This window comes from Dactylosporangium sucinum (assembly GCF_014647515.1).
GTDB classification, from domain to species: domain Bacteria; phylum Actinomycetota; class Actinomycetes; order Mycobacteriales; family Micromonosporaceae; genus Dactylosporangium; species Dactylosporangium sucinum.
The window spans coordinates 191,850-217,282 of the sequence record NZ_BMPI01000007.1 but is presented as its reverse complement, the minus strand read 5'-3'; the positions used below and the strand labels follow the sequence as shown (position 1 = coordinate 217,282).

The following is a 25,433-nucleotide window of genomic DNA, read 5'->3' as shown; positions in this document are numbered from 1 at the left end:
AAACATCGTGCACGGGGCCGCTCGACAGCGGTTAGCCTTTCGGCTACACTGCTAGTTTGCGCTGTCTTCTGACTTCACCTCTGGCGTGAGGTGCCTCTTCGTGGGCACTCATCACCTCGGGGGTCGTCAGCCTGCACGCAAAACGGCCTGTCTGCACCACCGGTCCTCGGAAGGACGCATCTTGGCAGCTTCCCGCCCTGCGAAGACCAGTCAATCGAGCGCTTTCGCTCCCCGCCGGATCTCCTTCGGCAGGATCACCGAACACCTTGAGGTTCCCAACCTCCTTGCGATCCAAACCGACTCGTTCGACTGGTTGGTTGGCAACGAGAATTGGCAGAGCCGCTCGGCCGGTGATCAGCACGCCCGTTCCGGGCTGGCGGAGATCCTCGACGAGATCAGTCCCATTGAGGACTTCTCCGGCACGATGTCGCTGTCGTTCTCCGCTCCGCGCTTCGACGAGGTCAAGGCCCCGATCGAGGAGTGCAAGGAGAAGGACCTCACCTACTGTGCGCCGCTGTTCGTGACCGCGGAGTTCACCAACCACACCACCGGCGAGATCAAGAGCCAGACGGTGTTCATGGGTGACTTCCCGATGATGACGCCGAAGGGCACGTTCATCATCAACGGCACCGAGCGCGTCGTGGTGAGTCAGCTCGTCCGGTCCCCGGGCGTCTACTTCGACAAGCAGCCGGACAAGACCTCCGACCGCGACCTCACCAGCGTCAAGGTCATCCCGAGCCGGGGTGCCTGGCTCGAGTTCGACATCGACAAGCGTGACACCGTCGGTGTCCGCATCGACCGCAAGCGCCGGCAGGCCGTCACCGTCCTGCTCAAGGCCATCGGCTGGTCCGCCGAGCGCATCCGTGAGAAGTTCGGCTGGTCCGAGCTCATGATGACGACGCTCGAGAAGGACCACATCGCCGGCCAGGACGAGGCGCTGCTGGACATCTACCGCAAGCTGCGGCCGGGTGAGCCGCCGACGCGGGAGAACGCCCAGAACCTGCTGGACAACCTCTTCTTCAACCCGAAGCGCTATGACGTCGCCAAGGTCGGTCGATACAAGTTCAACAAGAAGCTCGAGCTGGACGTCCCGATCAACCAGGGCGTGCTGACCGAGGAGGACGTCGTCGCCACGGTCGAGTATCTCTGCCGCCTGCACACGGGCGAAGAGGGCTACGAGGCCGACGACATCGACCACTTCGGCAACCGTCGCCTGCGCACCGTCGGCGAGCTCATCCAGAACCAGGTCCGCGTGGGCCTGTCCCGGATGGAGCGCGTCGTGCGCGAGCGCATGACGACCCAGGACGTCGAGGCGATCACGCCGCAGACCCTGATCAACATCCGTCCCGTCGTGGCGGCGATCAAGGAGTTCTTCGGCACCTCCCAGCTGTCGCAGTTCATGGACCAGACCAACCCGCTGGCGGGCCTGACCCACCGGCGCCGGCTGAGCGCGCTCGGCCCGGGTGGTCTGTCGCGTGAGCGGGCCGGCTTCGAGGTCCGTGACGTGCACCCGTCGCACTACGGCCGCATGTGCCCGATCGAGACCCCCGAGGGTCCCAACATCGGTCTCATCGGCGCGCTGTCGACGTTCGCGCGCGTCAACCCGTTCGGTTTCGTCGAGACGCCGTATCGCAAGGTGGTCGACGGCCGGGTGACCGACCAGATCGACTACCTGACCGCCGACGAGGAGGACCGGTTCGTCAAGGCGCAGGCCAACGCTCCCCTGAAGAGCGACGGCAACTTCGCCGAGGACCGCATCCTCGTCCGCCGGAAGGGCGGTGAGGTCGACAACGTCCCCGCCGACCAGGTCGACTACATGGACGTGTCGCCGCGGCAGATGACCTCGGTCGCCACCGCGATGATCCCGTTCCTCGAGCACGACGACGCCAACCGGGCACTGATGGGCGCCAACATGCAGCGCCAGGCCGTGCCGCTGGTCAAGGCCGAGTCCCCGCTCGTCGGCACCGGCATGGAGTACCGTGCCGCCGTCGACGCGGGCGACGTGGTCGTGGCCGAGGTGGGCGGCGTGGTCGAGGACATGTGCGCCGACTACATCACGATCCACCAGGACGACGGCCACCGCCGGACCTACCTGCTGCACAAGTTCCGCCGCTCCAACTCCGGCTCCTGCGTCAACCAGAAGCCGGTGATCTTCGAGGGCGACCGGGTCGAGGCGGGGCAGGTCATTGCCGACGGTCCGTGCACCGACGAGGGCGAGATGGCGCTCGGGCGCAACCTGCTCGTGGCGTTCATGCCCTGGGAGGGTCACAACTACGAAGACGCGATCATCCTGTCCCAGAAGCTGGTGCAGAACGACGTCCTCACCTCGATCCACATCGAGGAGCACGAGGTCGACGCCCGCGACACCAAGCTGGGGCCGGAGGAGATCACCCGCGACATCCCGAACGTCAGCGAGGAGATGCTCGCCGACCTCGACGAGCGGGGGATCATCCGGATCGGCGCCGAGGTCGTGACCGGCGACATCCTGGTCGGCAAGGTCACCCCCAAGGGTGAGACCGAGCTGACCCCGGAGGAGCGTCTCCTCCGGGCGATCTTCGGCGAGAAGGCCCGCGAGGTCCGCGACACCAGCCTCAAGGTGCCGCACGGCGAGACCGGCACGGTCATCGGCGTGCGGACGTTCAGCCGCGAGGACGGCGACGAGCTGTCCCCGGGCGTGAACGAGCTGGTGCGCGTCTACGTGGCCCAGAAGCGGAAGATCCAGGACGGCGACAAGCTCGCCGGCCGCCACGGCAACAAGGGTGTCATCTCCAAGATCCTGCCGGTCGAGGACATGCCGTTCCTGGAGGACGGCACCCCGGTCGACATCGTGCTCAACCCGCTCGGCGTGCCGAGCCGGATGAACATCGGCCAGGTCCTGGAGACCCACCTCGGGTGGGTCGCCAAGACGGGCTGGAAGATCGACGGCGACGACGCCGAGTGGAAGCGCGCGCTGAAGTCCATCAACGCGGGGGAGTCCGAGCCGGACACCAACGTGGCGACCCCGGTCTTCGACGGCGCGAAGGAAGAGGAGATCGCGGGCCTGCTGAGCAGCACGCTGCCCAACCGGGACGGCAACCAGCTCATCGGCGCGAGCGGCAAGGCGCGGCTGTTCGACGGCCGCTCCGGCGAGCCGCTGCCCGACCCGATCGCGGTCGGCTACATCTACATCCTCAAGCTCAACCACCTGGTCGACGACAAGATCCACGCTCGCTCCACCGGTCCGTACTCGATGATCACCCAGCAGCCGCTGGGTGGTAAGGCGCAGTTCGGTGGCCAGCGCTTCGGTGAGATGGAGTGCTGGGCCATGCAGGCCTACGGCGCGGCCTACGCGCTGCAGGAGCTGCTGACGATCAAGTCCGACGACGTCCTCGGACGCGTCAAGGTCTACGAGGCGATCGTCAAGGGCGAGAACATCCCGGAGCCGGGTATCCCGGAGTCCTTCAAGGTGCTCCTCAAGGAGCTGCAGTCGCTGTGCCTGAACGTCGAGGTGCTCTCCAGCGACGGCGTGGCGCTTGAGATGCGCGAGACGGACGACGAGGTGTTCCGCGCGGCCGAGGAGTTGGGCATCGACCTCTCGCGGCGAGAGCCGAGCAGCGTCGAGGAAGTCTGATTCGCGGGCGGCGCCGGTCCCACGGCCGGCGCCGCGCCCCGCGGCCTAGCAATTACCCGAGCAACTGAATCGTGAGGACATAGACGAAGTGCTCGACGTCAACTACTTCGACGAGCTCCGCATCGGTCTGGCCACGGCCGACGACATCCGCCAGTGGTCGCACGGCGAGGTCAAGAAGCCCGAGACCATCAACTACCGCACCCTGAAGCCGGAGAAGGACGGGCTCTTCTGCGAGAAGATCTTCGGCCCCACCCGGGACTGGGAGTGCTACTGCGGTAAGTACAAGCGGGTCCGCTTCAAGGGCATCATCTGCGAGCGCTGCGGCGTCGAGGTGACCCGGGCGAAGGTCCGCCGCGAGCGCATGGGCCACATCGAGCTCGCCGCGCCGGTCACGCACATCTGGTACTTCAAGGGCGTGCCCAGCCGGCTCGGCTACCTGCTCGACCTGGCGCCGAAGGATCTCGAGAAGATCATTTACTTCGCGTCGTACGTGATCACCAGCGTCGACAAGGAAGCCCGCCACCGCGACCTCGCCACCCTCGAGAACGAGGTGTCGGCTGAGAAGCGGCAGGCGGAGAACGCCCGCGACTCGGAGATCGAGAAGCGCGCCGCCAAGCTCGAGCAGGACCTGGCCGAGCTGGAGGCCGAGGGCGCCAAGGCTGACGTGCGCCGCAAGGTCAAGGAGGCCGGCGAGCGCGAGATGCGGCAGATCCGTGACCGCGCGCAGCGCGAGATCGACCGCCTCGACGAGGTCATGGACACGTTCCGCAAGCTGGAGCGCAAGAACCTCATCACCGACGAGCTGCTCTACCGCGAGCTGCGCGACCGGTTCGGTGAGTACTTCTCGGGCGCCATGGGCGCCGAGGCGATCAAGGCGCTGCTGGAGAACCTGGACCTCGACGACGAGGCCGAGCTGCTGCGGGAGACCATCCGCAGCGGCAAGGGCCAGCGCAAGATCCGGGCGCTCAAGCGGCTCAAGGTCGTCGCCGCGTTCCTGAACACCAGCAACTCGCCGCTCGGCATGGTGCTGGACTGCGTCCCGGTCATCCCGCCGGACCTGCGCCCGATGGTGCAGCTCGACGGTGGCCGGTTCGCGACCAGCGACCTCAACGACCTCTACCGGCGGGTGATCAACCGCAACAACCGGCTCAAGCGCCTGATCGACCTGGGTGCCCCGGAGATCATCGTCAACAACGAGAAGCGGATGCTGCAGGAGGCCGTCGACGCGCTGTTCGACAACGGCCGCCGCGGTCGTCCGGTCACCGGCCCGGGCAACCGGCCGCTGAAGTCGCTGTCCGACATGCTCAAGGGCAAGCAGGGCCGCTTCCGGCAGAACCTGCTGGGCAAGCGCGTCGACTACTCCGGCCGTTCGGTCATCGTCGTCGGCCCGCAGCTCAAGCTGCACCAGTGCGGCCTGCCGAAGCAGATGGCCCTGGAGCTGTTCAAGCCGTTCGTGATGAAGCGCCTGGTGGATCTCAACCACGCGCAGAACATCAAGTCGGCCAAGCGCATGGTCGAGCGTCAGCGCCCGGTCGTGTGGGACGTGCTGGAGGAGGTCATCGCGGAGCACCCGGTGCTGCTCAACCGCGCGCCGACCCTGCACCGCCTGGGTATCCAGGCCTTCGAGCCGCAGCTGGTCGAGGGCAAGGCCATCCAGATCCACCCGCTCGTCTGCACCGCCTTCAACGCCGACTTCGACGGCGACCAGATGGCCGTGCACGTGCCGCTGTCCGCGGAGGCGCAGGCCGAGGCCCGCATCCTCATGCTGTCCAGCAACAACATCCTCAAGCCGGCCGACGGCAAGCCGGTCACCATGCCCACCCAGGACATGGTCATCGGCCTGTACCACCTCACCCACATCCAGAAGAACCTCCTGGGTGAGGGACGCACGTTCAGCTCCGACGCCGAGGCGCGGATGGCGTTCGACCAGGGCGAGCTGCACCTGCAGGCCCCGGTCCGGATCCGCCTGAAGGGCATCGTCGGGGTCGACAACGGCGTCGGTGCCGCGCCGTGGGAGGCGCCGGAGGGCTGGCAGCCGGGCGAGACGGTGACGATCGAGACGACCCTCGGCCGGGTGCTCTTCAACGAGACGCTCCCGGTGGGGTACCGCTTCGTCAACTACGAGATCCGCAAGGGTCAGCTGTCGGCGATCGTCAACGACCTCGCCGAGCGCTTCCCGAAGGTCTCCCTGGCGGCGACCCTCGACGCGCTCAAGCTGGCCGGCTTCCACTGGGCCACCTGGTCGGGCGTCACCATCGGCATGGAGGACGTCATCCAGCCGCCTCGCAAGCGCGAGATCCTCGAGCGCTACGAGAAGGAGGCCGAGCGGATCGACAAGCAGTACCAGCGCGGTCTCATGACGGCCGAGGAGCGCCGCGGCGAGCTCATCGAGATCTGGACCAAGGCGACCGGCGAGGTCGCCAAGGAGATGGAGAGCGCGCTGCCGCGCGAGAACCCGCTGTGGAAGATGATCAACTCGGGCGCTCGCGGTAACCTCCTGCAGCTCCGCCAGATCGCCGCGATCCGTGGCCTGGTGGCCAACCCGAAGGGTGAGATCATCCCGCGGCCGATCAAGGCCAGCTACCGGGAGGGTCTGTCCGTGCTGGAGTACTTCATCTCCACCCACGGTGCCCGCAAGGGTCTGGCCGACACCGCGCTGCGGACCGCCGACTCGGGTTACCTGACCCGTCGTCTGGTCGACGTCTCGCAGGACGTCATCATCCGCGAGGAGGACTGCGGCACCGACCGCGCCATCCCGATGGCGGTCGGCGAGATCATCGACGGCGAGCTGCGGATCCACCAGCACGCGGAGACGGGCGTCCACGCCCGCACCCTCGCCGACGACGCCCGTGACAAGGACGGGCGGATCATCGCCGAGCGCGGCACGGACATCAACTCGATCGTGGTCGACCTGCTGGTCGGCGCCGGGATCGAGAGCGTCCGGGTGCGCAGCGTGCTCACCTGCGAGTCGAAGCTGGGCGTCTGCGGCGCCTGCTACGGCCGGTCGCTGCCCACGGGCAAGACCGTCGACGTCGGCGAGGCGGTCGGCATCATCGCCGCCCAGTCGATCGGTGAGCCGGGCACGCAGCTGACGATGCGTACCTTCCACACCGGTGGCGTCGCGGGTGAGGACATCACCCAGGGTCTGCCCCGTGTCCAGGAGATCTTCGAGGCCCGCGTGCCGAAGGGCAAGGCGCCCATCGCCGACACCCCCGGTCGCGTGCGCATCGAGGACGGCGAGCGCATGCGGAAGATCATCATCGTGCCGGACGACGGCAGCGACGAGATCGTCCACGACAAGCTCAGCCGGCGCGTCAAGCTGCGCATCCAGGACGGCGAGCACGTCGAGGTCGGCGAGAAGCTCACCGAGGGCACGATCGACCCGCACGAGCTGCTGCGCATCATGGGTCCGCGTGCGGTCCAGGTCCACCTGACCTCCGAGGTCCAGGAGGTGTACCGCTCGCAGGGCGTGCTCATCCACGACAAGCACATCGAGATCATCATCCGCCAGATGCTCAAGCGGGTGACGGTCATCGACTCCGGCTCGACCGAGTTCCTGCCGGGCGTGCTCGTGGACCGGGCGATGTTCGAGGCGGAGAACCGCCGCGTCGTCGCCGAGGGCGGCGAGCCGGCGGCCGGCCGTCCCGTGCTGATGGGTATCACCAAGGCGTCGCTGGCGACGGAGTCGTGGCTGTCCGCGGCCTCGTTCCAGGAGACGACCCGGGTGCTGACCGACGCGGCGATCCACGCGCGCAGCGACTCGCTGATCGGTCTGAAGGAGAACGTCATCATCGGCAAGCTCATCCCGGCCGGTACGGGCATCAGCAAGTACCGCAGCATCCGGGTCGAGCCGACCGAGGAGGCGAAGGCGAAGGTCTACTCGATGACCGGATACCCGGAGGCCGACTACGGCTTCGGTCCGGCCAGCGGGCAGGCGGTTCCGCTCGACGACTTCGACCTGGGCTCGTTCCGCTAGACCAGCACCGAACGTCCGTGAAAGAGGGCGGGGGCCCGGGCCCCCGCCCTCTTCGCGTTCCGCGGGATAAGGTCGTCTGGTGACGTCTGCGACCCGGCACCCGCTCGACCCGGACCCGGTCCGCGCGACGAAGTCCTCGGCCGTGCTGGGCCTGGGGCTGCTCTCCGTCGTGACCGGGCCGTTCCTCGGCGGGGTGATCCCGGCGACCATCGCCCTGCTGATGGCCAGGGAGGCGCGCGGTGAGCTGGTCGCGGCCGAGGGGTTCCTGCTCGGCGCGCGGCGGCTGCGCACCGGCGTCCGGCTGGCCTGGACCGGCATCGTGCTCGCCATCGCCATGCTGGTCGTGCTGGCGATCATCGGCCTGCTGGCCTACGCGCGGCAGCGCGGCACCGACTTCGACCCGACGGTGAACTGACGTGGGCCACCCCGCTGGTCCCCCGGGCGGGTACCCCGGCCAGGCCGGCCCTCCCGGCCCGCCGCCGATGCACCCGGCCCATCCGCAACCCGCCGGCTATTACGGTTATCCGCCGGGTTACCCGCCGCCCCCTCCGCCACCGCCGCCGACGGCGGTCGCGGCTATGCGCGTCGACCTGGTGCAGGGCACGCCGTTCGGGGTCGCCTACCCGCTGGTCCACACGGCGCCGAGCGGCCCCTCGATCGGCAGCCTGGTGGCCGGCATCGCCTCGATCCTGGTCTCGCTGTTCGTGACCTGCCTGGGCGTGGCCGGCGCGGCGGACGGCTGGGGCCCCGCGGCCGGCGGCGCGTTCACCGCCCTGTCGGTCTTCCTCGGGCTCGGCGCGATCGGCCTGGGCATCTTCGGCATGCGGCAGATCCGGCTGGCCGGCCGCGGCGTGAGCGGCAAGGGCATGGCGATCACCGGCCTCGTGCTCGGCTCGGTCGGCGCCGGGTTCGCCCTGCTGTCCATCCTGATCGCGTTGCTACTGGCGGCCTGAGGGCACTATCGGGAGCCCGCGGGACGTGTCGATTCGCGACCAGGTACTCTTAGCGTGAAGAGTGTTCCGTCGTAGGGTCGGGTCCTCATTTTGACCAGCGTCCTCACGGTGGGTACTCTTTCCCCTCGTGCCCGGCTTGGCCGGGCAACTCGTGCGTGCGCCCACATCGGCCCGCCTCCGCGGGAGTTGAGGGTGGGTGCGGACCACAACCCCGGGCTGGGATCAAACGGGCCGGGTCGCGGATTGGGCGACACGCCCGACCGCGGGTGCCGGTCCACGCCGTGCAGACAGCGAAGAAGAAGACGTGCGGCCGGGAGGCCGAAGGGAGAGGCAGGCCCAGTGCCTACGATCCAGCAGCTGGTCCGCAAGGGCCGCCAGGCGAAGCTGAGCAAGACCAAGACGCCGGCGCTCAAGGGAAGCCCGCAGCGACGGGGCGTCTGCACGCGTGTGTACACGACCACGCCGAAGAAGCCCAACTCGGCGCTGCGCAAGGTGGCCCGTGTCCGGCTGAGCAACAGCATCGAGGTCACGGCCTACATCCCGGGTGTCGGTCACAACCTCCAGGAGCACTCGATCGTGCTGGTGCGTGGCGGTCGTGTGAAGGACCTCCCCGGCGTGCGCTACAAGATCATTCGCGGCTCGCTGGACACGCAGGGTGTCCGCAACCGCAAGCAGGCTCGCAGCCGTTACGGCGCGAAGAAGGAGAAGAGCTGACATGCCGCGTAAAGGCCCCGCGCCGCGTCGGCCGCTCGTGGCGGACCCGGTCTACAACTCCCTGCTCGTCACCCAGCTGATCAACAAGATCCTGGTCGAGGGCAAGCGCCAGCTCGCCGAGCGCATCGTGTACAGCGCGCTCGAAGGTGCGCGTGAGAAGACCGGCACCGACCCCGTCGTGACGCTGAAGCGTGCCATGGACAACGTGAAGCCGACCCTCGAGGTCCGCAGCCGCCGCGTCGGTGGCGCGACCTACCAGGTGCCGGTCGAGGTCCGCCCTCCCCGGGCCACCACGCTGGGCCTGCGCTGGCTCGTCACCTACTCCCGGGCCCGCCGGGAGAAGACCATGGTGGAGCGGCTCATGAACGAGCTGCTCGACGCGAGCAACGGTCTCGGTGCTTCGGTGAAGCGCCGCGAAGACACCCACAAGATGGCGGAGTCCAACAAGGCCTTCGCGCACTACCGCTGGTAAGCGACGCTTCCCCAGCATCCGACGAGAGACGAAGTAGGGATTCGAAGTGGCTGCCGCAGACGCCGCCCTCGCCAAGGTCCGCAACATCGGCATCATGGCGCACATCGACGCCGGTAAGACGACGACGACCGAGCGCATCCTCTTCTACACCGGCATCACGTACAAGATCGGCGAGGTCCACGAGGGCGCGGCGGTCATGGACTGGATGGAGCAGGAGCAGGAGCGGGGCATCACCATCACTTCCGCCGCGACCAAGTGCGAGTGGAAGGGCCACACGATCCAGATCATCGACACGCCCGGCCACGTCGACTTCACGGTCGAGGTCGAGCGGTCGCTGCGCGTCCTGGACGGCGCGGTGGCGGTCTACGACGGCGTGGCGGGTGTGGAGCCGCAGACCGAGAACGTCTGGCGTCAGGCGGACAAGTACAACGTCCCGCGTATGTGCTTCGTCAACAAGCTGGACCGCACGGGTGCCGACTTCTTCCGCTGCGTGCAGATGATGGTCGACCGGCTCAACGCCACCCCGCTGGTGCTGCAGATCCCGATCGGGCTCGAGGGCGACCACATCGGCGTCGTCGACCTGATCGAGATGCGCGCGCTGACCTGGCGTGGCGAGACCCAGAAGGGTGAGGACTACGCGATCGAGGAGGTGCCCGCCGACCTGGTCGACCAGGCCAACGAGTGGCGGGAGAAGCTCCTCGAGACGCTGTCCGAGGCGGACGACGACATCATGGTCCGCTACCTCGACGGCGAGGAGATCGACGTCAAGGACCTGAAGGCCGCGATCCGCCGGGCGACCATCGCCGGCAAGCTCAACCCGGTCGTGTGCGGCTCGGCGTTCAAGAACAAGGGCGTCCAGCCCATGCTCGACGCCGTCGTGGAGTACCTGCCGTCGCCGCTGGACATCCCGGCGATCGAGGGCATCGCGACGGACGGCGAGACGCCGCTGCTGCGCAAGCCATCGGTCAGCGAGCCGTTCTCCGGCCTTGCGTTCAAGATCCAGACGGACAAGCACCTCGGCAAGCTCACCTACGTGCGCATCTACTCCGGCACGCTCGACTCCGGCACCCAGGTGGTCAACTCCACCAAGGACCGCAAGGAGCGGATCGGCAAGATCTACCAGATGCACGCGAACAAGCGTGAGGAGCGCAGCAGCGCCGGCGCCGGCGACATCATCGCCGTGCAGGGTCTCAAGCAGACCACCACCGGTGACACGCTGTGCGACCCGGGCAACCCGGTCATCCTCGAGTCGATGACCTTCCCGGAGCCGGTCATCGAGGTGGCGATCGAGCCGAAGACCAAGGCTGACCAGGAGAAGCTGGGCGTCGCCATCCAGCGGCTGGCCGAGGAGGACCCGACCTTCCGCGTCAAGAACGACGAGGAGACCGGGCAGACGGTCATCGCCGGCATGGGCGAGCTGCACCTCGACATCCTCGTCGACCGCATGCGGCGCGAGTTCAACGTCGAGGCCAACATCGGCAAGCCGCAGGTGGCCTACCGCGAGACGGTGAAGTCGACCGCGGACAAGGTCGAGTACACCCACAAGAAGCAGACGGGTGGCTCCGGCCAGTACGCGCGGGTCATCGTCCGGCTCGAGCCGCTGGAGCAGACCGCCGACGGCCCGACCTACGAGTTCGTCAACGCCGTCACCGGTGGCCGCATCCCGAAGGAGTTCATCCCCTCGGTCGACGCCGGTGCGCAGGACGCCATGCAGTACGGCGTGCTCGCGGGCTTCCCGCTGGTGGGCCTGAAGCTGACGCTCCTCGACGGTCAGTACCACGAGGTCGACTCGTCGGAAATGGCCTTCAAGATCGCCGGTTCGATGGTGCTGAAGGACGCGGCTCGCCGGGCCAACCCGGTGCTCCTCGAGCCGCTGATGGCCGTCGAGGTGACGACGCCCGAGGAGAACATGGGCGACGTCATCGGCGACCTCAACTCCCGGCGGGGCACCATCCAGGCGATGGAGGAGCGCGGCGGCGCCCGTGTCGTCCGCGCCACCGTGCCGTTGTCGGAAATGTTCGGCTACGTCGGCGACCTGCGGTCGAAGACCCAGGGCCGGGCGAGCTACTCGATGCAGTTCGACTCCTACGCCGAGGTTCCCGCGAACGTGGCGAAGGAGATCATCGCGAAGGCAACCGGGGAGTAAGTCCCCCGGTAGTGGCCGTGAGGCTGTGTCAGCGGGCCTGAGGCTTCAGCCGCCAGACCCAAGTCGACAGGGTGCGTCGGCGCTTCCAGCGTCGGCGTACCGCGAACCAAGAAGTCCACAGGAGGACACCAGTGGCGAAGGCGAAGTTCGAGCGGACTAAGCCGCACGTCAACATCGGCACCATCGGTCACATCGACCACGGTAAGACGACGCTGACTGCGGCCATTACCAAGGTGCTGCACGACCAGTACCCGGACCTCAACCCGTACACGCCGTTCGACGAGATCGACAAGGCGCCGGAGGAGAAGGCCCGCGGCATCACGATCTCGATCGCGCACGTCGAGTACCAGACCGCGAACCGGCACTACGCGCACGTGGACTGCCCGGGTCACGCCGACTACATCAAGAACATGATCACCGGTGCCGCGCAGATGGACGGCGCGATCCTGGTGGTGGCGGCGACCGACGGCCCCATGCCGCAGACCCGCGAGCACGTGCTGCTGGCCCGCCAGGTCGGTGTGCCGTACATCGTCGTGGCGCTCAACAAGAGCGACATGGTCGAGGACGAGGAGCTCCTGGAGCTCGTCGAGCTCGAGGTCCGCGAGCTGCTGTCGACCCAGGAGTTCCCGGGCGACGACGCTCCGGTCGTGCGGGTCTCGGCGCTCAAGGCGCTCGAGGGCGACGCGAAGTGGACCGAGGCGCTGCTGGAGCTGATGAACGCGGTCGACACCGCGATCCCGCAGCCCGAGCGCGAGACCGAGAAGCCGTTCCTCATGCCCGTCGAGGACGTCTTCACGATCACCGGTCGTGGCACGGTCGTCACCGGCCGCGTCGAGCGTGGCATCCTCAAGCCGAACGAGGAGGTCGAGATCGTTGGCATCAAGGCCAAGTCGATGAAGACCACCTGCACGGCGATCGAGATGTTCCGCAAGATCCTCGACGAGGCGCGTGCCGGCGAGAACGTCGGTCTGCTCCTGCGTGGCATCAAGCGCGAGGACGTCGAGCGCGGCATGGTCGTGGTGAAGCCGGGTAGCAACACCCCGCACACCGAGTTCGAGGCGACCGTCTACATCCTCTCCAAGGAGGAGGGTGGCCGGCACACCCCGTTCTTCCAGAACTACCGTCCGCAGTTCTACTTCCGCACCACCGACGTCACCGGCGTCGTGACGCTGCCGGAAGGCACCGAGATGGTCATGCCGGGTGACAACACCACCATGTCCGTGCAGCTCATCCAGCCGATCGCCATGGAGGAGAACCTCCGCTTCGCGATCCGCGAGGGTGGCCGCACCGTCGGCGCCGGTCGTGTGACGAAGATCATCAAGTAACTCCCTGAAGGTACCCCGATTTCACTTTGTCGCAGTCCGTGCGGCATAATGGTCGGGTTGCGTCGCGGGGCGGTCGAGGCTGCTCAATGAGTCTCGGCCGCTTCCGCGCGGCGTCAGTCCTGCACTGGCGCGCATCTCCGCGATCCGGGCGTGGCACGCCCTGGGGTAGGTCTCCAAAGTCGCCGGCGGTCCCGCAGAGGACGTATGCGGCGGAGCCTGGCCCTTGGCCGCGACACGCCCGACCGCGGGGGTCGGACAAACACCAATAGGCGGCACCGGACCCTTCGGGGTTCGCGGGGTTGCAAGGCCCCGCATGAGAGAGGGAACTGAAGCCACCATGGCGGGACAGAAGATCCGCATCCGGCTCAAGGCCTACGACCACGAGGTCGTCGACTCCTCGGCGCGGAAGATCGTCGAGACGGTCACGCGCACCGGGGCCCAGGTCGCTGGGCCGGTGCCGCTGCCCACTGAGATCAACCGCTACTGCGTGATCCGCTCGCCGCACAAGTACAAGGACTCGCGCGAGCACTTCGAGATGCGCACGCACAAGCGTCTGATCGACATCATCGACCCGACCCCCAAGACGGTCGACTCGCTCATGCGGCTCGACCTGCCGGCTGGCGTCGACATCGAGATCAAGCTGTAGGGACTCGGACTTATGGACAGGCAAGTCAAGGGCATCCTGGGTGAGAAGCTCGGCATGACCCAGGTCTGGGACAACGGCAAGGTTGTCCCAGTGACCGTGGTGCAGGCCGGCCCGTGCGTCGTGACCCAGGTGCGCACGCCCGACAACGACGGCTACTCGGCGGTCCAGTTGGCGTGGGGTCAGATCGACCCGCGCAAGGTCAACAAGCCGCGCTCCGGCCACTTCGCGAAGGCGGACGTCGCGCCGCGCCGGCACATCGTCGAGCTGCGCACGACCGACGCCGGTGAGTACGCGCTGGGCCAGGAGATCACCGCCGACACCTTCGCCGCCGGCCAGCGCATCGACGTCACCGGCCGCAGCAAGGGCAAGGGCTTCGCGGGCGTCATGAAGCGCCACGGCTTCCACGGCCTCCGGGCCAGCCACGGTGTCGAGCGCAAGCACCGCTCGCCCGGCTCGATCGGCGCCTGCGCGACCCCGGGTCGCGTCTTCAAGGGCGTCCGCATGGCCGGCCGCATGGGTGGCGTGCGCTACACCGTGCAGAACGTGACCGTGCAGCGGGTCGACGCCGAAGAGGGCCTGATCCTCGTCAGGGGCGCGATCCCGGGCCCGAAGGGCAGCCTCGTGCTGCTGCGCACCGCGGCCAAGACCGAGGCGAAGGCGCAGAAGGGTGGGATCACCAAGTGACCACCGTTGACATCAAGACGGTCGACGGCGCGACCAACGGCACCGTCGAGCTGCCGGACGACATCTTCGACGCCCAGGCCAGCATCCCGCTGATGCACCAGGTCGTCGTGGCGCAGCTGGCCGCGGCCCGCCAGGGCACGCACAAGGCCAAGTCGCGCGGCGAGGTCGCCGGCGGCGGCAAGAAGCCGTACAAGCAGAAGGGCACCGGCCGCGCCCGTCAGGGCTCGATCCGCGCGCCGCAGTTCACCGGTGGTGGCGTGGTCCACGGCCCCGTGCCGCGTGACTACACCCAGCGGGTGAACAAGAAGATGAAGGCCGCCGCCCTGCGCGGCGCGCTCTCCGACCGCGCCCGCGAGGGCCGCATCCACGTCGTGGAGACCTTCATCGAGGGCGAGACCCCGAGGACCAAGGAAGCGCTCAAGGTGCTGCGCGGCATCACCGAGGCGCGCCGGGTCCTGGTGGTCCTCGCGCGCGACGACGAGGCCAACTGGCTGAGCCTGCGCAACGAGCAGTCGGTGCACCTGCTGGTCGCCGACCAGCTCAACACGCACGACGTGCTCATCTCGGACGAGGTGGTCTTCACGACCGCGGCGCTCAACGAGTTCCTCGGGGTGCCGGCCGAGTTCGGTGCGGACAGCGCCGACGCCGACAGCAACGAGGAGGGCTGAGCCATGGCGACGATCGCCGACCCGCGGGACGTGATCATCCAGCCGGTGGTCTCGGAGAAGAGCTACAGCGAGCTCAACCGCAACTGGTACACGTTCCTGGTGCACCCGGACGCGAACAAGACGGAAATCAAGATCGCTATCCAGCAGATCTTCAACGTCCGCGTCCTGTCGGTCAACACCATCAACCGCGAAGGCAAGCGCAAGCGGACCCGCACGGGTTGGGGCAAGCGCAAGGACACGAAGCGGGCGATGGTCAAGCTCGCCGAGGGTGACCGGATCGAAGCCTTCGGCGGACCGGTCAGCTGAGGGGTATAGACGATGGCTATCCGTAAGTACAAGCCGACGACGCCCGGTCGTCGTGGTTCGAGCGTTGCCGACTTCGCCGAGATCACCCGATCGACGCCGGAGAAGTCGCTGCTCGTCCCGCTGCCGAACAAGGGCGGTCGCAACGTCCACGGGCGGGTGACCGCGCGCCACCAGGGCGGCGGCCACAAGCGCCAGTACCGGCTGATCGACTTCCGCCGTGCGGACAAGGACGGGATCCCCGCCAAGGTCGCGCACATCGAGTACGACCCCAACCGGACCGCGCGCATCGCGCTGCTGCACTACGCCGACGGCGAGAAGCGGTACATCATCGCCCCGAAGGACCTCAAGCAGGGGGACCGGGTCGAGGCGGGCGCCGGCGCGGACATCAAGCCGGGCAACAACCTGCCGCTGCGTAACATCCCGGTCGGCACCACGGTCCACGCCGTGGAGCTGCGCCCGGGCGGTGGCGCGAAGCTGGCCCGCTCGGCCGGCGTCGGCATCCAGCTGCTGGGCCGCGAGGGTCAGTACGCCACGCTCCGCATGCCCTCGGGTGAGATCCGGCGCGTCGACGTGCACTGCCGGGCCACCGTCGGCGAGATCGGCAACGCCGACCAGTCGAACATCAACTGGGGCAAGGCCGGCCGCATGCGGTGGAAGGGCAAGCGCCCGACCGTCCGTGGTGTCGCGATGAACCCGATCGACCATCCGCACGGTGGTGGTGAGGGCAAGACCTCTGGTGGCCGCCACCCGGTCAACCCGAAGGGCAAGCCGGAGGGCCGCACGCGGCGCAAGGGCCAGCCGAGCGACCGTCTCATCGTCCGTCGGCGTTACGCCACCCGGAAGCGCGGCTAAGGAGCCTGAGCAATGCCTCGCAGCCTCAAGAAGGGCCCGTTCGTTGACGACCACCTCATCAAGAAGGTGGAAGTCCAGAACGCCAAGAACTCCAAGAACGTCATCAAGACCTGGTCGCGCCGGTCGACGATCGTCCCCGAGATGCTCGGTCACACGATCGCCGTCCACGACGGACGCAAGCACGTGCCCGTGTTCGTGACCGAGGCGATGGTCGGGCACAAGCTCGGCGAGTTCGCTTTGACCCGCACGTTCAAGGGTCACGAGAAGGACGACCGGAAGAGCCGCCGCCGCTAAGGCAGCCGATAGGAATCAAGAGGATTTCCCGATGCCAACGAAGAGCGAGGCGGCGCTGCCCGGTGCCCGGGCGATCGCGCGCCACGTGCGCGTGTCGCCGATGAAGGCGCGCCGTGTGGTGAACCTCGTGCGCGGCCTGCCCGCGCGCGAGGCGCTCACGGTGCTGCAGTTCGCGCCGCAGTCGGCGAGCGAGCCGGTCTACAAGGTGCTCGCGAGCGCGATCGCCAACGCAGAGAACAACGAGCGTCTCGACCCCGATTCGCTCCTGGTCGCCGAGGCCTACGTCGACGAGGGCCCCACGCTCAAGCGGTTCCGTCCGCGGGCGCAGGGCCGGGCGTACCGGATCCGCAAGCGCACCAGCCACATCACGATCGTGGTCGAGAGCGTCCCGGCCGCCCAGGCCCGCGCGGCGAAGGCCGGCGTGGCGAAGGCGACCAAGGCCGCGAAGGCCGTGACGCCGGAGACGGACGAGACCGACGAGGTCGAGTCGACGCCCGCCAAGAAGACGGCGGCGAAGAAGGCTCCGGCCAAGAAGGCGGCAGCGCCGAAGGCTGACGCCGAGGAAGGGACCGAGTAATGGGTCAGAAGGTTCACCCGCACGGGTTCCGGCTCGGCATCAGCACCGACTGGAAGTCCCGCTGGTACGCCGACAAGCTCTACAAGGACTACATCGCCGAGGACGTCAAGATCCGTCGGATGATGTCCAAGGGCCTGGAGCGGGCCGGCATCGCCAAGGTCGACATCGAGCGCACCCGCGACCGGGTCCGCGTGGACATCCACACGGCCCGCCCGGGCATCGTCATCGGCCGCAAGGGCGCCGAGGCCGACCGCATCCGCGCCGAGCTGGAGAAGCTCACCGGCAAGCAGGTGCAGCTCAACATCCTCGAGGTGAAGAGCCCCGAGTCGGACGCGCAGCTCGTCGCCCAGGCGGTCGCCGAGCAGCTGTCCAGCCGGGTCAGCTTCCGCCGCGCGATGCGCAAGTCGATGCAGTCGGCGATGAAGAACACGCTGGTGCGCGGCATCCGGGTGCAGGTCTCCGGCCGTCTCGGCGGCGCCGAGATGAGCCGCACCGAGTTCTACCGCGAGGGTCGCGTGCCGCTGCACTCGCTCCGCGCGAACATCGAGTACGGCTTCTTCGAGGCCCGTACCACCTTCGGCCGCATCGGCGTGAAGGTCTGGATCTACAAGGGCGACGCCGTTCCGGGTCGCGAGGCGCCGGCCGAGGCCGCGCCCCCGCGTGGCCGTCGTGAGCGTGCCGACCGGCCCGAGCGGCCGCGTCGCGGGCGTTCCGGCTCGTCCGGCACGACCGCCGGTGGTACCGAGGCGGGCCGGGCCGCCGCCGCGGCGCACGCCGCGGGGGCTGCCAGCGAGAGCGCGCCCGCCGCTGAGCCGACGCCGGCTCCGGCAGAGACGCAGCAGGAGGGCTGACCAATGCTGATCCCACGCAAGCCCCCGAAGGGCTTCCGCAAGCCGCACCACCCGGACCGCCACGGTCCGGCCAAGGGCGGCACGCGCGTGGTCTTCGGTGAGTTCGGTATCCAGGCCCTCGAGCCCGCGTACATCACCAACCGGCAGATCGAAGCGGCCCGTATCGCCATGACCCGGCACATCCGTCGTGGTGGCAAGGTCTGGATCACGATCTTCCCGGACCGCTCGATCACCAAGAAGCCGGCCGAGACCCGGATGGGTTCCGGCAAGGGCTCTCCCGAGTGGTGGGTGGCCAACATCAAGCCGGGCCGGATCCTCTTCGAGATGTCGTTCCCGAACGAGCAGATCGCCCGGGAAGCAATGCGGCGCGCGATCCACAAGCTTCCGCTGAAGTGCCGGATCGTCACGCGTGAAGGGGCTGATGTCTGATGGCCGCCGGTATCAAGGCGACCGAGCTGCGTGAGCTGTCCGACGAGGGCCTGGTCGAGAAGCTGCGGGAAGCCAAGGCGGAGCTGTTCAACCTCCGCGTGCAGTCGGCCACGGGCCAGCTGGACAACCATGGGCGACTGCAGGTCATCCGCAGGGACATCGCCCGGATCTACACGATCATGCGTGAGCGCGAGCTGGGTCTTTCGGCCGCGCCCGACGCTGTGGCTGAGGTGGCATGAGCATGAGCGAGCAGACGACCGAGCCGGGCACCGAGGTGCGCGGCCGCCGCAAGGTCCGCGAGGGCCTCGTGGTCAGCGACAAGATGAACAAGACCGTCGTCGTGGCGGTCGAGGACCAGGTCAAGCACCCGCTGTACGGCAAGGTCATGCGCCGCACCAGCAAGCTGAAGGCGCACGACGAGCAGAACGCGTGCGGCATCGGCGACCGCGTGCTGCTCATGGAGACCCGGCCGCTGTCGGCGACCAAGCGCTGGCGGGTCGTGGAGATCCTCGAAAAGGCCAAGTAAGGCCGTCGTTCCGCCAAGCTCGGCGCCGCTCCGGCGGCGCCGAGAACTGGCAGACATTAGGAGATAAGCGTGATTCAGCAGGAGTCGCGGCTGCGCGTCGCCGACAACACGGGTGCCCGGGAGATCCTGTGCATCCGTGTGCTCGGTGGCTCGGGTCGCCGCTATGCAGGCATCGGCGACATCATCGTGGCCACGGTGAAGGACGCGATCCCGGGCGCCGGCGTGAAGAAGGGCGACGTGGTCAAGGCCGTCGTCGTCCGGACCACCAAGGAGCGGCGCCGCCCGGACGGGTCGTACATCCGGTTCGACGAGAACGCCGCCGTGATCATCAAGGACGGCGGGGACCCGCGTGGCACCCGCATCTTCGGTCCGGTCGGGCGTGAGCTCCGGGACAAGCGCTTCATGAAGATCATTTCGCTCGCGCCGGAGGTGCTGTAGCCATGAAGGTGAAGAAGGGCGACACCGTCCTGATCCTCGCCGGCAAGGACAAGGGCCAGACCGGCAAGGTGCTGACCGCCCTCCCGCGCGAGGACAAGGTCATCGTCGAGGGCGTCAACCGCGTCAAGAAGCACACCCGCATCCGCACCACCCAGCGGGGCTCCAAGACCGGCGGGATCGTGACGCAGGAAGCCCCCATCCACATCTCCAACGTGATGGTGGTCGACTCGGACAACAAGCCCACCCGGGTCGGGTCCCGCATCGACGAGAACGGCGTGAAGACCCGCGTGTCGCGCCGCTCCGGTAAGGATCTGTGATGACGACGGTCGAGAAGGTGAACCCTCGCCTCAAGCAGCGGTACCGCGACGAGATCGCGGCCGCCATGCGTGAGCAGTTCAACTACGCCAACCCGATGCAGGTGCCGGGCGTGGTCAAGGTCGTCGTCAACATGGGTGTCGGCGAGGCTGCCCGCGACTCGAAGCTCATCGACGGCGCCGTCCGCGACCTGGCCACCATCACCGGCCAGAAGCCGCAGGTCCGCCGGGCCACCAAGTCCATCGCGCAGTTCAAGCTGCGTGAGGGCATGCCGATCGGCGCGAAGGTCACCCTGCGCAACGACCGGATGTGGGAGTTCCTCGACCGGCTGCTGTCGATCGCGCTGCCCCGTATCCGCGACTTCCGCGGCCTCGACGGGCGCAAGCTCGACGGCAACGGCAACTACACCTTCGGCCTCACCGAGCAGTCGGTCTTCCACGAGATCGACCAGGACAAGATCGACCGGCCGCGAGGGATGGACATCACCGTGGTCACCACTGCCCGCACGGACGAGGAGGGCCGCGCGCTGCTCAAGCTGCTCGGTTTCCCCTTCCGTGAGAACTAGGGAGAACTGACCATGGCGAAGAAGGCGCTCGTCCTCAAGGCCGCCGCGAAGCCCAAGTTCGCGGTTCGCGCGTACACCCGCTGCCAGCGCTGCGGCCGGCCGAAGGCCGTCTACCGCAAGTTCGGCCTGTGCCGCGTGTGCATCCGCGAGATGGCGCACCGTGGCGAACTGCCCGGCGTTTCCAAGGCCTCCTGGTAATCCTCCTTCGCCGCAGGCCCGCCCGTGAGGCGAGGAACCGCGGCGAGAAAGGCTGACAAGCAATGACCATGACCGACCCCATCGCAGACATGCTCACGCGTCTGCGCAACGCCAACCAGGCGTACCACGACCGGGTGTCGATGCCATATTCGAAGATCAAGGCGAACATCGCCGAGGTGCTCAAGTCCGAGGGCTACGTGTCCTCGTGGCAGGTGCAGGAGCCGGACGAGGGCAAGGTCGGCAAGACTCTTGTCGTCGACCTCAAGTACGGCCAGAACCGTGAGCGCAGCCTCGCCGGCATCCGCCGCGTGTCGAAGCCGGGCCTTCGGGTGTACGCGAAGTCGGTCGAGATGCCGCGCGTGCTCGGCGGCCTCGGTGTGGCCATCATCTCGACGTCCCAAGGGCTGCTCACCGACCGGCAGGCCCGCAAGCGAGGGGTGGGCGGGGAAGTCCTCGCCTACGTCTGGTGAGGAAGGTCTCCAATGTCGCGAATCGGACGTAAGCCCATCACGGTGCCCGCCGGCGTCGAGGTCAACGTCAATGGCCCGGTCGTCACCGTCAAGGGCCCCAAGGGCGAACTGAGCCACACCCTCGCCGAGCCGATCACCGTCGAGCGGGCCGAGGACGGCAGCTTCAACGTCGTCCGCCCCAACGACGAGCGCAAGGCCAAGGAGCTCCACGGCCTGTCGCGCACGCTGATCTCGAACATGGTGGTGGGCGTCACCGAGGGGTACCGCAAGAGCATCGAGATCGCCGGCACGGGTTACCGCGTGGCCGCCAAGGGCTCGGACCTCGAGTTCGCGCTCGGCTTCTCGCACCCGGTCGTCGTCACCCCGCCGCCCGGCATCACGTTCACCGTCGAGAAGCCGACGCTGTTCCACATCGCCGGCATCGACAAGCAGCAGGTCGGCGAGGTCGCCGCGAACATCCGCAAGATCCGCCCGCCGGAGCCGTACAAGGGCAAGGGCATGCGGTACCAGGGCGAGGTCATCCGCCGCAAGGCCGGAAAGGCTGGTAAGAAATGAGCGCCACGCTGCTCAAGCGCCGCAACTCCGGCGGCGTTGCCGCCGCGCGCCGCACGGGGCGTGCTCGCCGGCACTTCCGCATCCGCAAGCACGTCAGTGGCACCGCCGAGCGTCCCCGCCTGGTGGTCACCCGAACGCTGCGGAACATCACCGCGCAGATCGTCGACGACCTCAAGGGGCACACCCTGGCGTCGGCCTCGACGCTCGACGCGACCATCCGGGGCACCGACGGCGACAAGAAGGCGCTGGCCGCGAAGGCCGGCACCCTCCTCGCCGAGCGGGCGAAGGCCGCGGGTGTGGGCAAGGTCGTCTTCGACCGTGGCGGCAACAAGTACGCCGGCCGCATCGCGGCCCTGGCGGACGCCGCCCGCGAAGCCGGACTCGAGTTCTAAGAAGGGAAACGTTCATGCCTGGTCCTCAGCGCAGGGGCGGCGGGTCCGGTAGCACCCAAGAAGGTGGCGGCCGTCGCGAGAATCGTCGCGAGGGTGGCGGCCGCGGCAACGCGCCCGCCGAGAAGACCCCCCACCTGGAGCGGGTCGTCGCGATCAACCGCGTCGCCAAGGTCGTGAAGGGTGGTCGTCGCTTCAGCTTCACCGCCCTGGTCATCGTCGGTGACGGCGACGGCACGGTCGGCGTCGGCTACGGAAAGGCCAAGGAGGTGCCCGCGGCCATCGCCAAGGGCGTCGAGGAGGCCAAGAAGCACTTCTTCAAGGTGCCGCGGCTCGCGGCGTCGATCCCGCACCCGGTGATCGGTGAGGACGCGGCCGGTGTGGTGCTGCTCAAGCCGGCCTCCGCCGGTACGGGCGTCATCGCCGGTGGCCCGGTCCGCGCCGTCCTGGAGTGCGCCGGCATCCACGACGTACTGTCGAAGAGTCTCGGGTCGTCGAACGCGATCAACATCGTCCACGCGACGGTGGCGGCGCTGAAGAAGCTCGAGGCGCCGGAGGCGGTGGCCGCGCGCCGTGGCCTGCCGGTCGAGGACGTCGCGCCGGCCGCCATGCTGGCCGCGCGGGCCGGAGCGGGGGCATAGCCATGGCTCGTCTCAAGGTCACCCAGATCCGGTCCGAGATCGGCTCGAAGCAGAACCAGCGGGACACCCTGCGGTCGCTCGGGCTGAAGCGGATCCGCGACGTGGTCGTCAAGGAGGACCGCCCGGAGATCCGCGGCATGATCCACACCGTGACGCACCTGGTCACCGTGGAAGAGGTGGAGTAATCCGATGACGATCAAGCTGCACCACCTCCGGCCCGCCCCGGGCGCCAAGACCGAGAAGACCCGCGTGGGTCGCGGTGAGGGCTCCAAGGGCAAGACCGCCGGTCGTGGCACCAAGGGCTCCAAGGCCCGCAAGAACATCTCGGCGGCGTTCGAGGGTGGGCAGATGCCCCTCCACATGCGCCTGCCGAAGCTGAAGGGCTTCAAGAACCGCAACCGGATCGAGTTCCAGGTTGTGAACCTTGCACGCCTCGCGGAGCTTTTTCCGCAGGGCGGCGAGGTTGGCGTGGCCGAGCTGGTCGACGCCGGCGCCGTCCGTAAGGGCGAGCTGGTGAAGGTCCTCGGCGACGGCGAGCTCGGCGGCGTCAAGCTGCAGGTCAGCGCGCACAAGTTCAGCGCGACGGCCCGCGAGAAGATCGAGGCCGCCGGTGGCTCGGTCAAGCTGCTGGGCGGCGAAACCGCATAGAGCGCTATCGTGGCGTCCACCGGACCGGTGGGCGCCACGCGGTGCCTCTGAGCCGGGCGTGATGTGCACTCGACATCCTGTTAGAGTCCGTTGCGCAGAAACACGTTCGACTCATACGTTCGACAGTGTCACAAGCACCACCAGGACCCCACCTCGTCGGCCATCCGGCCGCCTTGCGCAGGAGGATCACGTTGCTCTCCGCCTTTGCCAGTGCGTTCCGAACGCCTGACCTGCGCAAGAAGATCTTCTTCACGTTGTTCATGATCGCCATCTACCGGCTCGGCGCCACGCTGCCCAGCCCCGGCGTCTCCTACGGCAACGTGCAGAAGTGCCTCAACATCCTGGAGAACGGGCAGGACAACCAGGTCTTCACCCTGCTGAACCTGTTCTCCGGCGGTGCGCTGCTGCAGCTGTCGGTGTTCGCGCTGGGCATCATGCCCTACATCACCGCCAGCATCATCCTGCAGCTGCTGACGGTCGTGATCCCCCGCCTCGAGCAGCTCCGCAAGGAGGGCCAGTCCGGCCAGGCGAAGATCACGCAGTACACGCGCTACCTGACCCTCGGGCTCGGCATCCTGCAGGCCTCGGCGTTCGTCGCCCTGGCGCGGTCCGGCCAGCTGTTCGGCGGCGCGTGCGACCAGTCGCAGTACCCGATCATCCCGGACACCGGCAAGCTGCCGCTCTGGCTGACGCTCACCGTCCTGGTCATCACGATGACCGCCGGCACCGGCGTCATCATGTGGCTCGGCGAGCTCGTCACCGACCGCGGCGTCGGCAACGGCATGTCGGTCCTGATCTTCACCTCGATCGCGGCCCGCCTCCCCAGCGAGGGCCTGCAGATCTGGCAGGACAACAAGACGACGTTCTTCGTCATCGTCGGCTTGGCCGTCGTGGTCATCGCCTTCGTGGTCTTCCTGGAGCAGGCCCAGCGCCGCATCCCGGTCCAGTACGCGAAGCGCATGATCGGCCGCCGGATGTACGGCGGGACCTCGACCTACATCCCGCTGAAGGTCAACCAGGCGGGTGTCATCCCGGTCATCTTCGCCTCGTCGCTGCTCTACCTGCCGCAGCTGGCGACCTCGTTCGCCGGCTCCGACACGACGAACAAGACGATCCTGTGGATCAACCGCAACATCGTGGCCCAGGACAAGCCGGCCCACATCATCCTGTACTTCATGCTGATCATCTTCTTCACGTACTTCTACGTCTCGATCACCTTCAACCCCACCGAGGTGTCGGACAACATGCGGAAGTACGGCGGGTTCGTGCCCGGTATCCGCCCCGGCAAGCCCACGGCCGAGTATCTTGACTTCATCCTCAGCCGCATCACGCTTCCCGGTGCGCTCTACCTGGGCATCATCTCCATCCTGCCCAACCTGCTCATCGGTATCGTGGGTGGCGGGCAGGCTCTGCAGAACTTCCCGTTCGGTGGCACCGCGGTGCTCATTATTGTTGGTGTGGGCCTCGAGACGGTGAAGCAGATCGAGAGCCAGCTCATGCAGCGCAACTACGAAGGGTTCCTCCGGTAGTGAGGCTGGTGCTGGTAGGTCCCCCCGGGGCGGGCAAGGGGACCCAGGCCGAGTTCATCGCCGCTCACCTCGCCGTGCCCAAAATCTCCACCGGCGACATCTTCCGGGCCAACGTCGGGCAGGGCACGCCGCTCGGCGTGGAGGCGAAGCGGTACATGGACGCCGGTCAGCTGGTGCCGGACGAGGTCACCATCAACATGGTGTCCGACCGGCTCGCCGAGGGCGACGCGGCCGACGGGTTCCTGCTCGACGGGTTCCCGCGCACCGTGCCGCAAGCCAACGCGCTCGACAAGCTGCTCGCCGACCTGGGCACCGGGCTCGACATCGTGCTCGAGCTGGTCGTGGAGAACGAAGAGGTCATCCGGCGGCTTTCCGGCCGCCGGACCTGTCGCGGTTGCGGCAAGATCTGGCACGTCGAGTTCGACGCGCCCACCCACGACGGGGTGTGCGACCGCTGCGGCGGGGAGCTGTTCCAGCGCGACGACGACAAGGCCGAGACGATCGCCGAGCGCCTCAAGGTCTACGCGCGCGACACCTCGCCCCTGGTCGACTACTTCGGCGCGCAGGGCAAGCTGGTCGGCATCGACGCCACGGGGCCGGTCGAGGACGTCACCGTCCGCGCGATCGACGCCCTCCGCTCGTACGGCGGCTGAAAG

At 68.0% G+C, this 25,433-nt stretch carries 30 protein-coding genes and 1 pseudogene; all 31 read left to right on the top strand.

Features of this window, described 5'->3' with window-relative positions:
* Nucleotides 1-181: 181 nt before the first annotated feature.
* Nucleotides 182-3,610, top strand: a complete 3,429-nt coding sequence (gene rpoB / locus IEZ31_RS09540) for a DNA-directed RNA polymerase subunit beta (protein ID WP_190249393.1) — start codon at nt 182-184, stop codon at nt 3,608-3,610.
* Between the two features lie 88 nt (nt 3,611-3,698).
* On the top strand, nt 3,699-7,586 hold the full coding sequence (locus tag IEZ31_RS09535; RefSeq protein ID WP_190249392.1) for a DNA-directed RNA polymerase subunit beta': 3,888 nt from the start codon (nt 3,699-3,701) through the stop codon (nt 7,584-7,586).
* A gap of 79 nt (nt 7,587-7,665) precedes the next feature.
* On the top strand, nt 7,666-8,001 hold the full coding sequence (locus IEZ31_RS09530) for a hypothetical protein (RefSeq protein ID WP_229834535.1): 336 nt from the start codon (nt 7,666-7,668) through the stop codon (nt 7,999-8,001).
* A gap of 163 nt (nt 8,002-8,164) precedes the next feature.
* Nucleotides 8,165-8,539, top strand: a complete 375-nt coding sequence (locus tag IEZ31_RS09525) for a hypothetical protein (RefSeq protein WP_229834532.1) — start codon at nt 8,165-8,167, stop codon at nt 8,537-8,539.
* 339 nt (nt 8,540-8,878) lie between these two features.
* Nucleotides 8,879-9,253, top strand: a complete 375-nt coding sequence (rpsL, locus tag IEZ31_RS09520; protein ID WP_190249391.1) for a 30S ribosomal protein S12 — start codon at nt 8,879-8,881, stop codon at nt 9,251-9,253.
* 1 nt (nt 9,254) lies between these two features.
* Nucleotides 9,255-9,725 (top strand): 30S ribosomal protein S7, encoded by a 471-nt coding sequence (rpsG, locus tag IEZ31_RS09515; protein ID WP_190249390.1) that lies wholly within the window; start codon nt 9,255-9,257, stop codon nt 9,723-9,725.
* Nucleotides 9,726-9,771: 46 nt separating this feature from the next.
* Nucleotides 9,772-11,871: an elongation factor G gene (gene fusA, locus IEZ31_RS09510; RefSeq protein WP_190249389.1), complete on the top strand. Its 2,100-nt coding sequence runs from the start codon at nt 9,772-9,774 to the stop codon at nt 11,869-11,871.
* 131 nt (nt 11,872-12,002) lie between these two features.
* Nucleotides 12,003-13,196, top strand: coding sequence for an elongation factor Tu (gene tuf, locus IEZ31_RS09505; RefSeq protein WP_190249388.1), 1,194 nt, complete (start codon nt 12,003-12,005; stop codon nt 13,194-13,196).
* 337 nt (nt 13,197-13,533) lie between these two features.
* Nucleotides 13,534-13,842, top strand: a complete 309-nt coding sequence (rpsJ, locus tag IEZ31_RS09500; protein WP_018347762.1) for a 30S ribosomal protein S10 — start codon at nt 13,534-13,536, stop codon at nt 13,840-13,842.
* A 12-nt stretch (nt 13,843-13,854) separates the two neighbouring features.
* On the top strand, nt 13,855-14,526 hold the full coding sequence (gene rplC / locus IEZ31_RS09495) for a 50S ribosomal protein L3 (protein ID WP_190249387.1): 672 nt from the start codon (nt 13,855-13,857) through the stop codon (nt 14,524-14,526).
* A complete protein-coding gene (gene rplD, locus IEZ31_RS09490; protein ID WP_190249386.1) occupies nt 14,523-15,194 on the top strand; it encodes a 50S ribosomal protein L4 in 672 nt (223 codons plus the stop codon). Before rplC ends, rplD begins: the two co-directional genes overlap by 4 nt.
* Nucleotides 15,195-15,197: 3 nt before the next feature.
* On the top strand, nt 15,198-15,500 hold the full coding sequence (rplW, locus tag IEZ31_RS09485) for a 50S ribosomal protein L23 (RefSeq protein WP_033357665.1): 303 nt from the start codon (nt 15,198-15,200) through the stop codon (nt 15,498-15,500).
* A gap of 12 nt (nt 15,501-15,512) precedes the next feature.
* A complete protein-coding gene (rplB, locus tag IEZ31_RS09480; RefSeq protein WP_190249385.1) occupies nt 15,513-16,352 on the top strand; it encodes a 50S ribosomal protein L2 in 840 nt (279 codons plus the stop codon).
* Nucleotides 16,353-16,364: 12 nt separating this feature from the next.
* Nucleotides 16,365-16,646 (top strand): 30S ribosomal protein S19, encoded by a 282-nt coding sequence (rpsS, locus tag IEZ31_RS09475; protein ID WP_190249384.1) that lies wholly within the window; start codon nt 16,365-16,367, stop codon nt 16,644-16,646.
* A 31-nt stretch (nt 16,647-16,677) separates the two neighbouring features.
* A pseudogene (gene rplV / locus IEZ31_RS09470) lies at nt 16,678-17,127 on the top strand (50S ribosomal protein L22); the annotation flags it as partial.
* Nucleotides 17,128-17,222: 95 nt separating this feature from the next.
* Nucleotides 17,223-18,074 (top strand): 30S ribosomal protein S3, encoded by an 852-nt coding sequence (gene rpsC, locus IEZ31_RS09465; protein WP_190249382.1) that lies wholly within the window; start codon nt 17,223-17,225, stop codon nt 18,072-18,074.
* 3 nt (nt 18,075-18,077) lie between these two features.
* Nucleotides 18,078-18,503: a 50S ribosomal protein L16 gene (rplP, locus tag IEZ31_RS09460; protein WP_190249381.1), complete on the top strand. Its 426-nt coding sequence runs from the start codon at nt 18,078-18,080 to the stop codon at nt 18,501-18,503.
* The gene (rpmC, locus tag IEZ31_RS09455) at nt 18,503-18,742 is read left to right on the top strand and encodes a 50S ribosomal protein L29 (protein ID WP_190249380.1); all 240 of its coding nucleotides are present in this window, start codon (nt 18,503-18,505) and stop codon (nt 18,740-18,742) included. Before rplP ends, rpmC begins: the two co-directional genes overlap by 1 nt.
* Before the next feature lie 2 nt (nt 18,743-18,744).
* The gene (gene rpsQ, locus IEZ31_RS09450) at nt 18,745-19,029 is read left to right on the top strand and encodes a 30S ribosomal protein S17 (protein ID WP_190249379.1); all 285 of its coding nucleotides are present in this window, start codon (nt 18,745-18,747) and stop codon (nt 19,027-19,029) included.
* 69 nt (nt 19,030-19,098) lie between these two features.
* Nucleotides 19,099-19,467, top strand: a complete 369-nt coding sequence (gene rplN / locus IEZ31_RS09445) for a 50S ribosomal protein L14 (protein WP_033357657.1) — start codon at nt 19,099-19,101, stop codon at nt 19,465-19,467.
* 2 nt (nt 19,468-19,469) lie between these two features.
* Nucleotides 19,470-19,784: a 50S ribosomal protein L24 gene (rplX, locus tag IEZ31_RS09440; RefSeq protein WP_190249378.1), complete on the top strand. Its 315-nt coding sequence runs from the start codon at nt 19,470-19,472 to the stop codon at nt 19,782-19,784.
* Nucleotides 19,784-20,347 (top strand): 50S ribosomal protein L5, encoded by a 564-nt coding sequence (rplE, locus tag IEZ31_RS09435; protein ID WP_190249377.1) that lies wholly within the window; start codon nt 19,784-19,786, stop codon nt 20,345-20,347. Before rplX ends, rplE begins: the two co-directional genes overlap by 1 nt.
* Nucleotides 20,348-20,359: 12 nt before the next feature.
* A complete protein-coding gene (locus IEZ31_RS09430) occupies nt 20,360-20,545 on the top strand; it encodes a type Z 30S ribosomal protein S14 (RefSeq protein WP_190249376.1) in 186 nt (61 codons plus the stop codon).
* A gap of 62 nt (nt 20,546-20,607) precedes the next feature.
* Nucleotides 20,608-21,015: a 30S ribosomal protein S8 gene (rpsH, locus tag IEZ31_RS09425; RefSeq protein WP_190249375.1), complete on the top strand. Its 408-nt coding sequence runs from the start codon at nt 20,608-20,610 to the stop codon at nt 21,013-21,015.
* Between the two features lie 12 nt (nt 21,016-21,027).
* Nucleotides 21,028-21,570: a 50S ribosomal protein L6 gene (rplF, locus tag IEZ31_RS09420; protein ID WP_190249374.1), complete on the top strand. Its 543-nt coding sequence runs from the start codon at nt 21,028-21,030 to the stop codon at nt 21,568-21,570.
* The gene (gene rplR, locus IEZ31_RS09415) at nt 21,567-21,962 is read left to right on the top strand and encodes a 50S ribosomal protein L18 (protein WP_190249373.1); all 396 of its coding nucleotides are present in this window, start codon (nt 21,567-21,569) and stop codon (nt 21,960-21,962) included. Before rplF ends, rplR begins: the two co-directional genes overlap by 4 nt.
* 14 nt (nt 21,963-21,976) lie before the next feature.
* The gene (gene rpsE / locus IEZ31_RS09410; protein ID WP_190249372.1) at nt 21,977-22,600 is read left to right on the top strand and encodes a 30S ribosomal protein S5; all 624 of its coding nucleotides are present in this window, start codon (nt 21,977-21,979) and stop codon (nt 22,598-22,600) included.
* 2 nt (nt 22,601-22,602) lie between these two features.
* The gene (gene rpmD / locus IEZ31_RS09405) at nt 22,603-22,785 is read left to right on the top strand and encodes a 50S ribosomal protein L30 (protein ID WP_190249371.1); all 183 of its coding nucleotides are present in this window, start codon (nt 22,603-22,605) and stop codon (nt 22,783-22,785) included.
* Nucleotides 22,786-22,789: 4 nt separating this feature from the next.
* Nucleotides 22,790-23,248, top strand: a complete 459-nt coding sequence (rplO, locus tag IEZ31_RS09400; protein ID WP_190249370.1) for a 50S ribosomal protein L15 — start codon at nt 22,790-22,792, stop codon at nt 23,246-23,248.
* A gap of 191 nt (nt 23,249-23,439) precedes the next feature.
* A complete protein-coding gene (secY, locus tag IEZ31_RS09395) occupies nt 23,440-24,777 on the top strand; it encodes a preprotein translocase subunit SecY (protein WP_190249369.1) in 1,338 nt (445 codons plus the stop codon).
* Nucleotides 24,777-25,430: an adenylate kinase gene (locus tag IEZ31_RS09390; protein ID WP_190249368.1), complete on the top strand. Its 654-nt coding sequence runs from the start codon at nt 24,777-24,779 to the stop codon at nt 25,428-25,430. The genes secY and IEZ31_RS09390 overlap by 1 nt, the downstream gene beginning before the upstream one ends.
* Nucleotides 25,431-25,433: the final 3 nt, after the last annotated feature.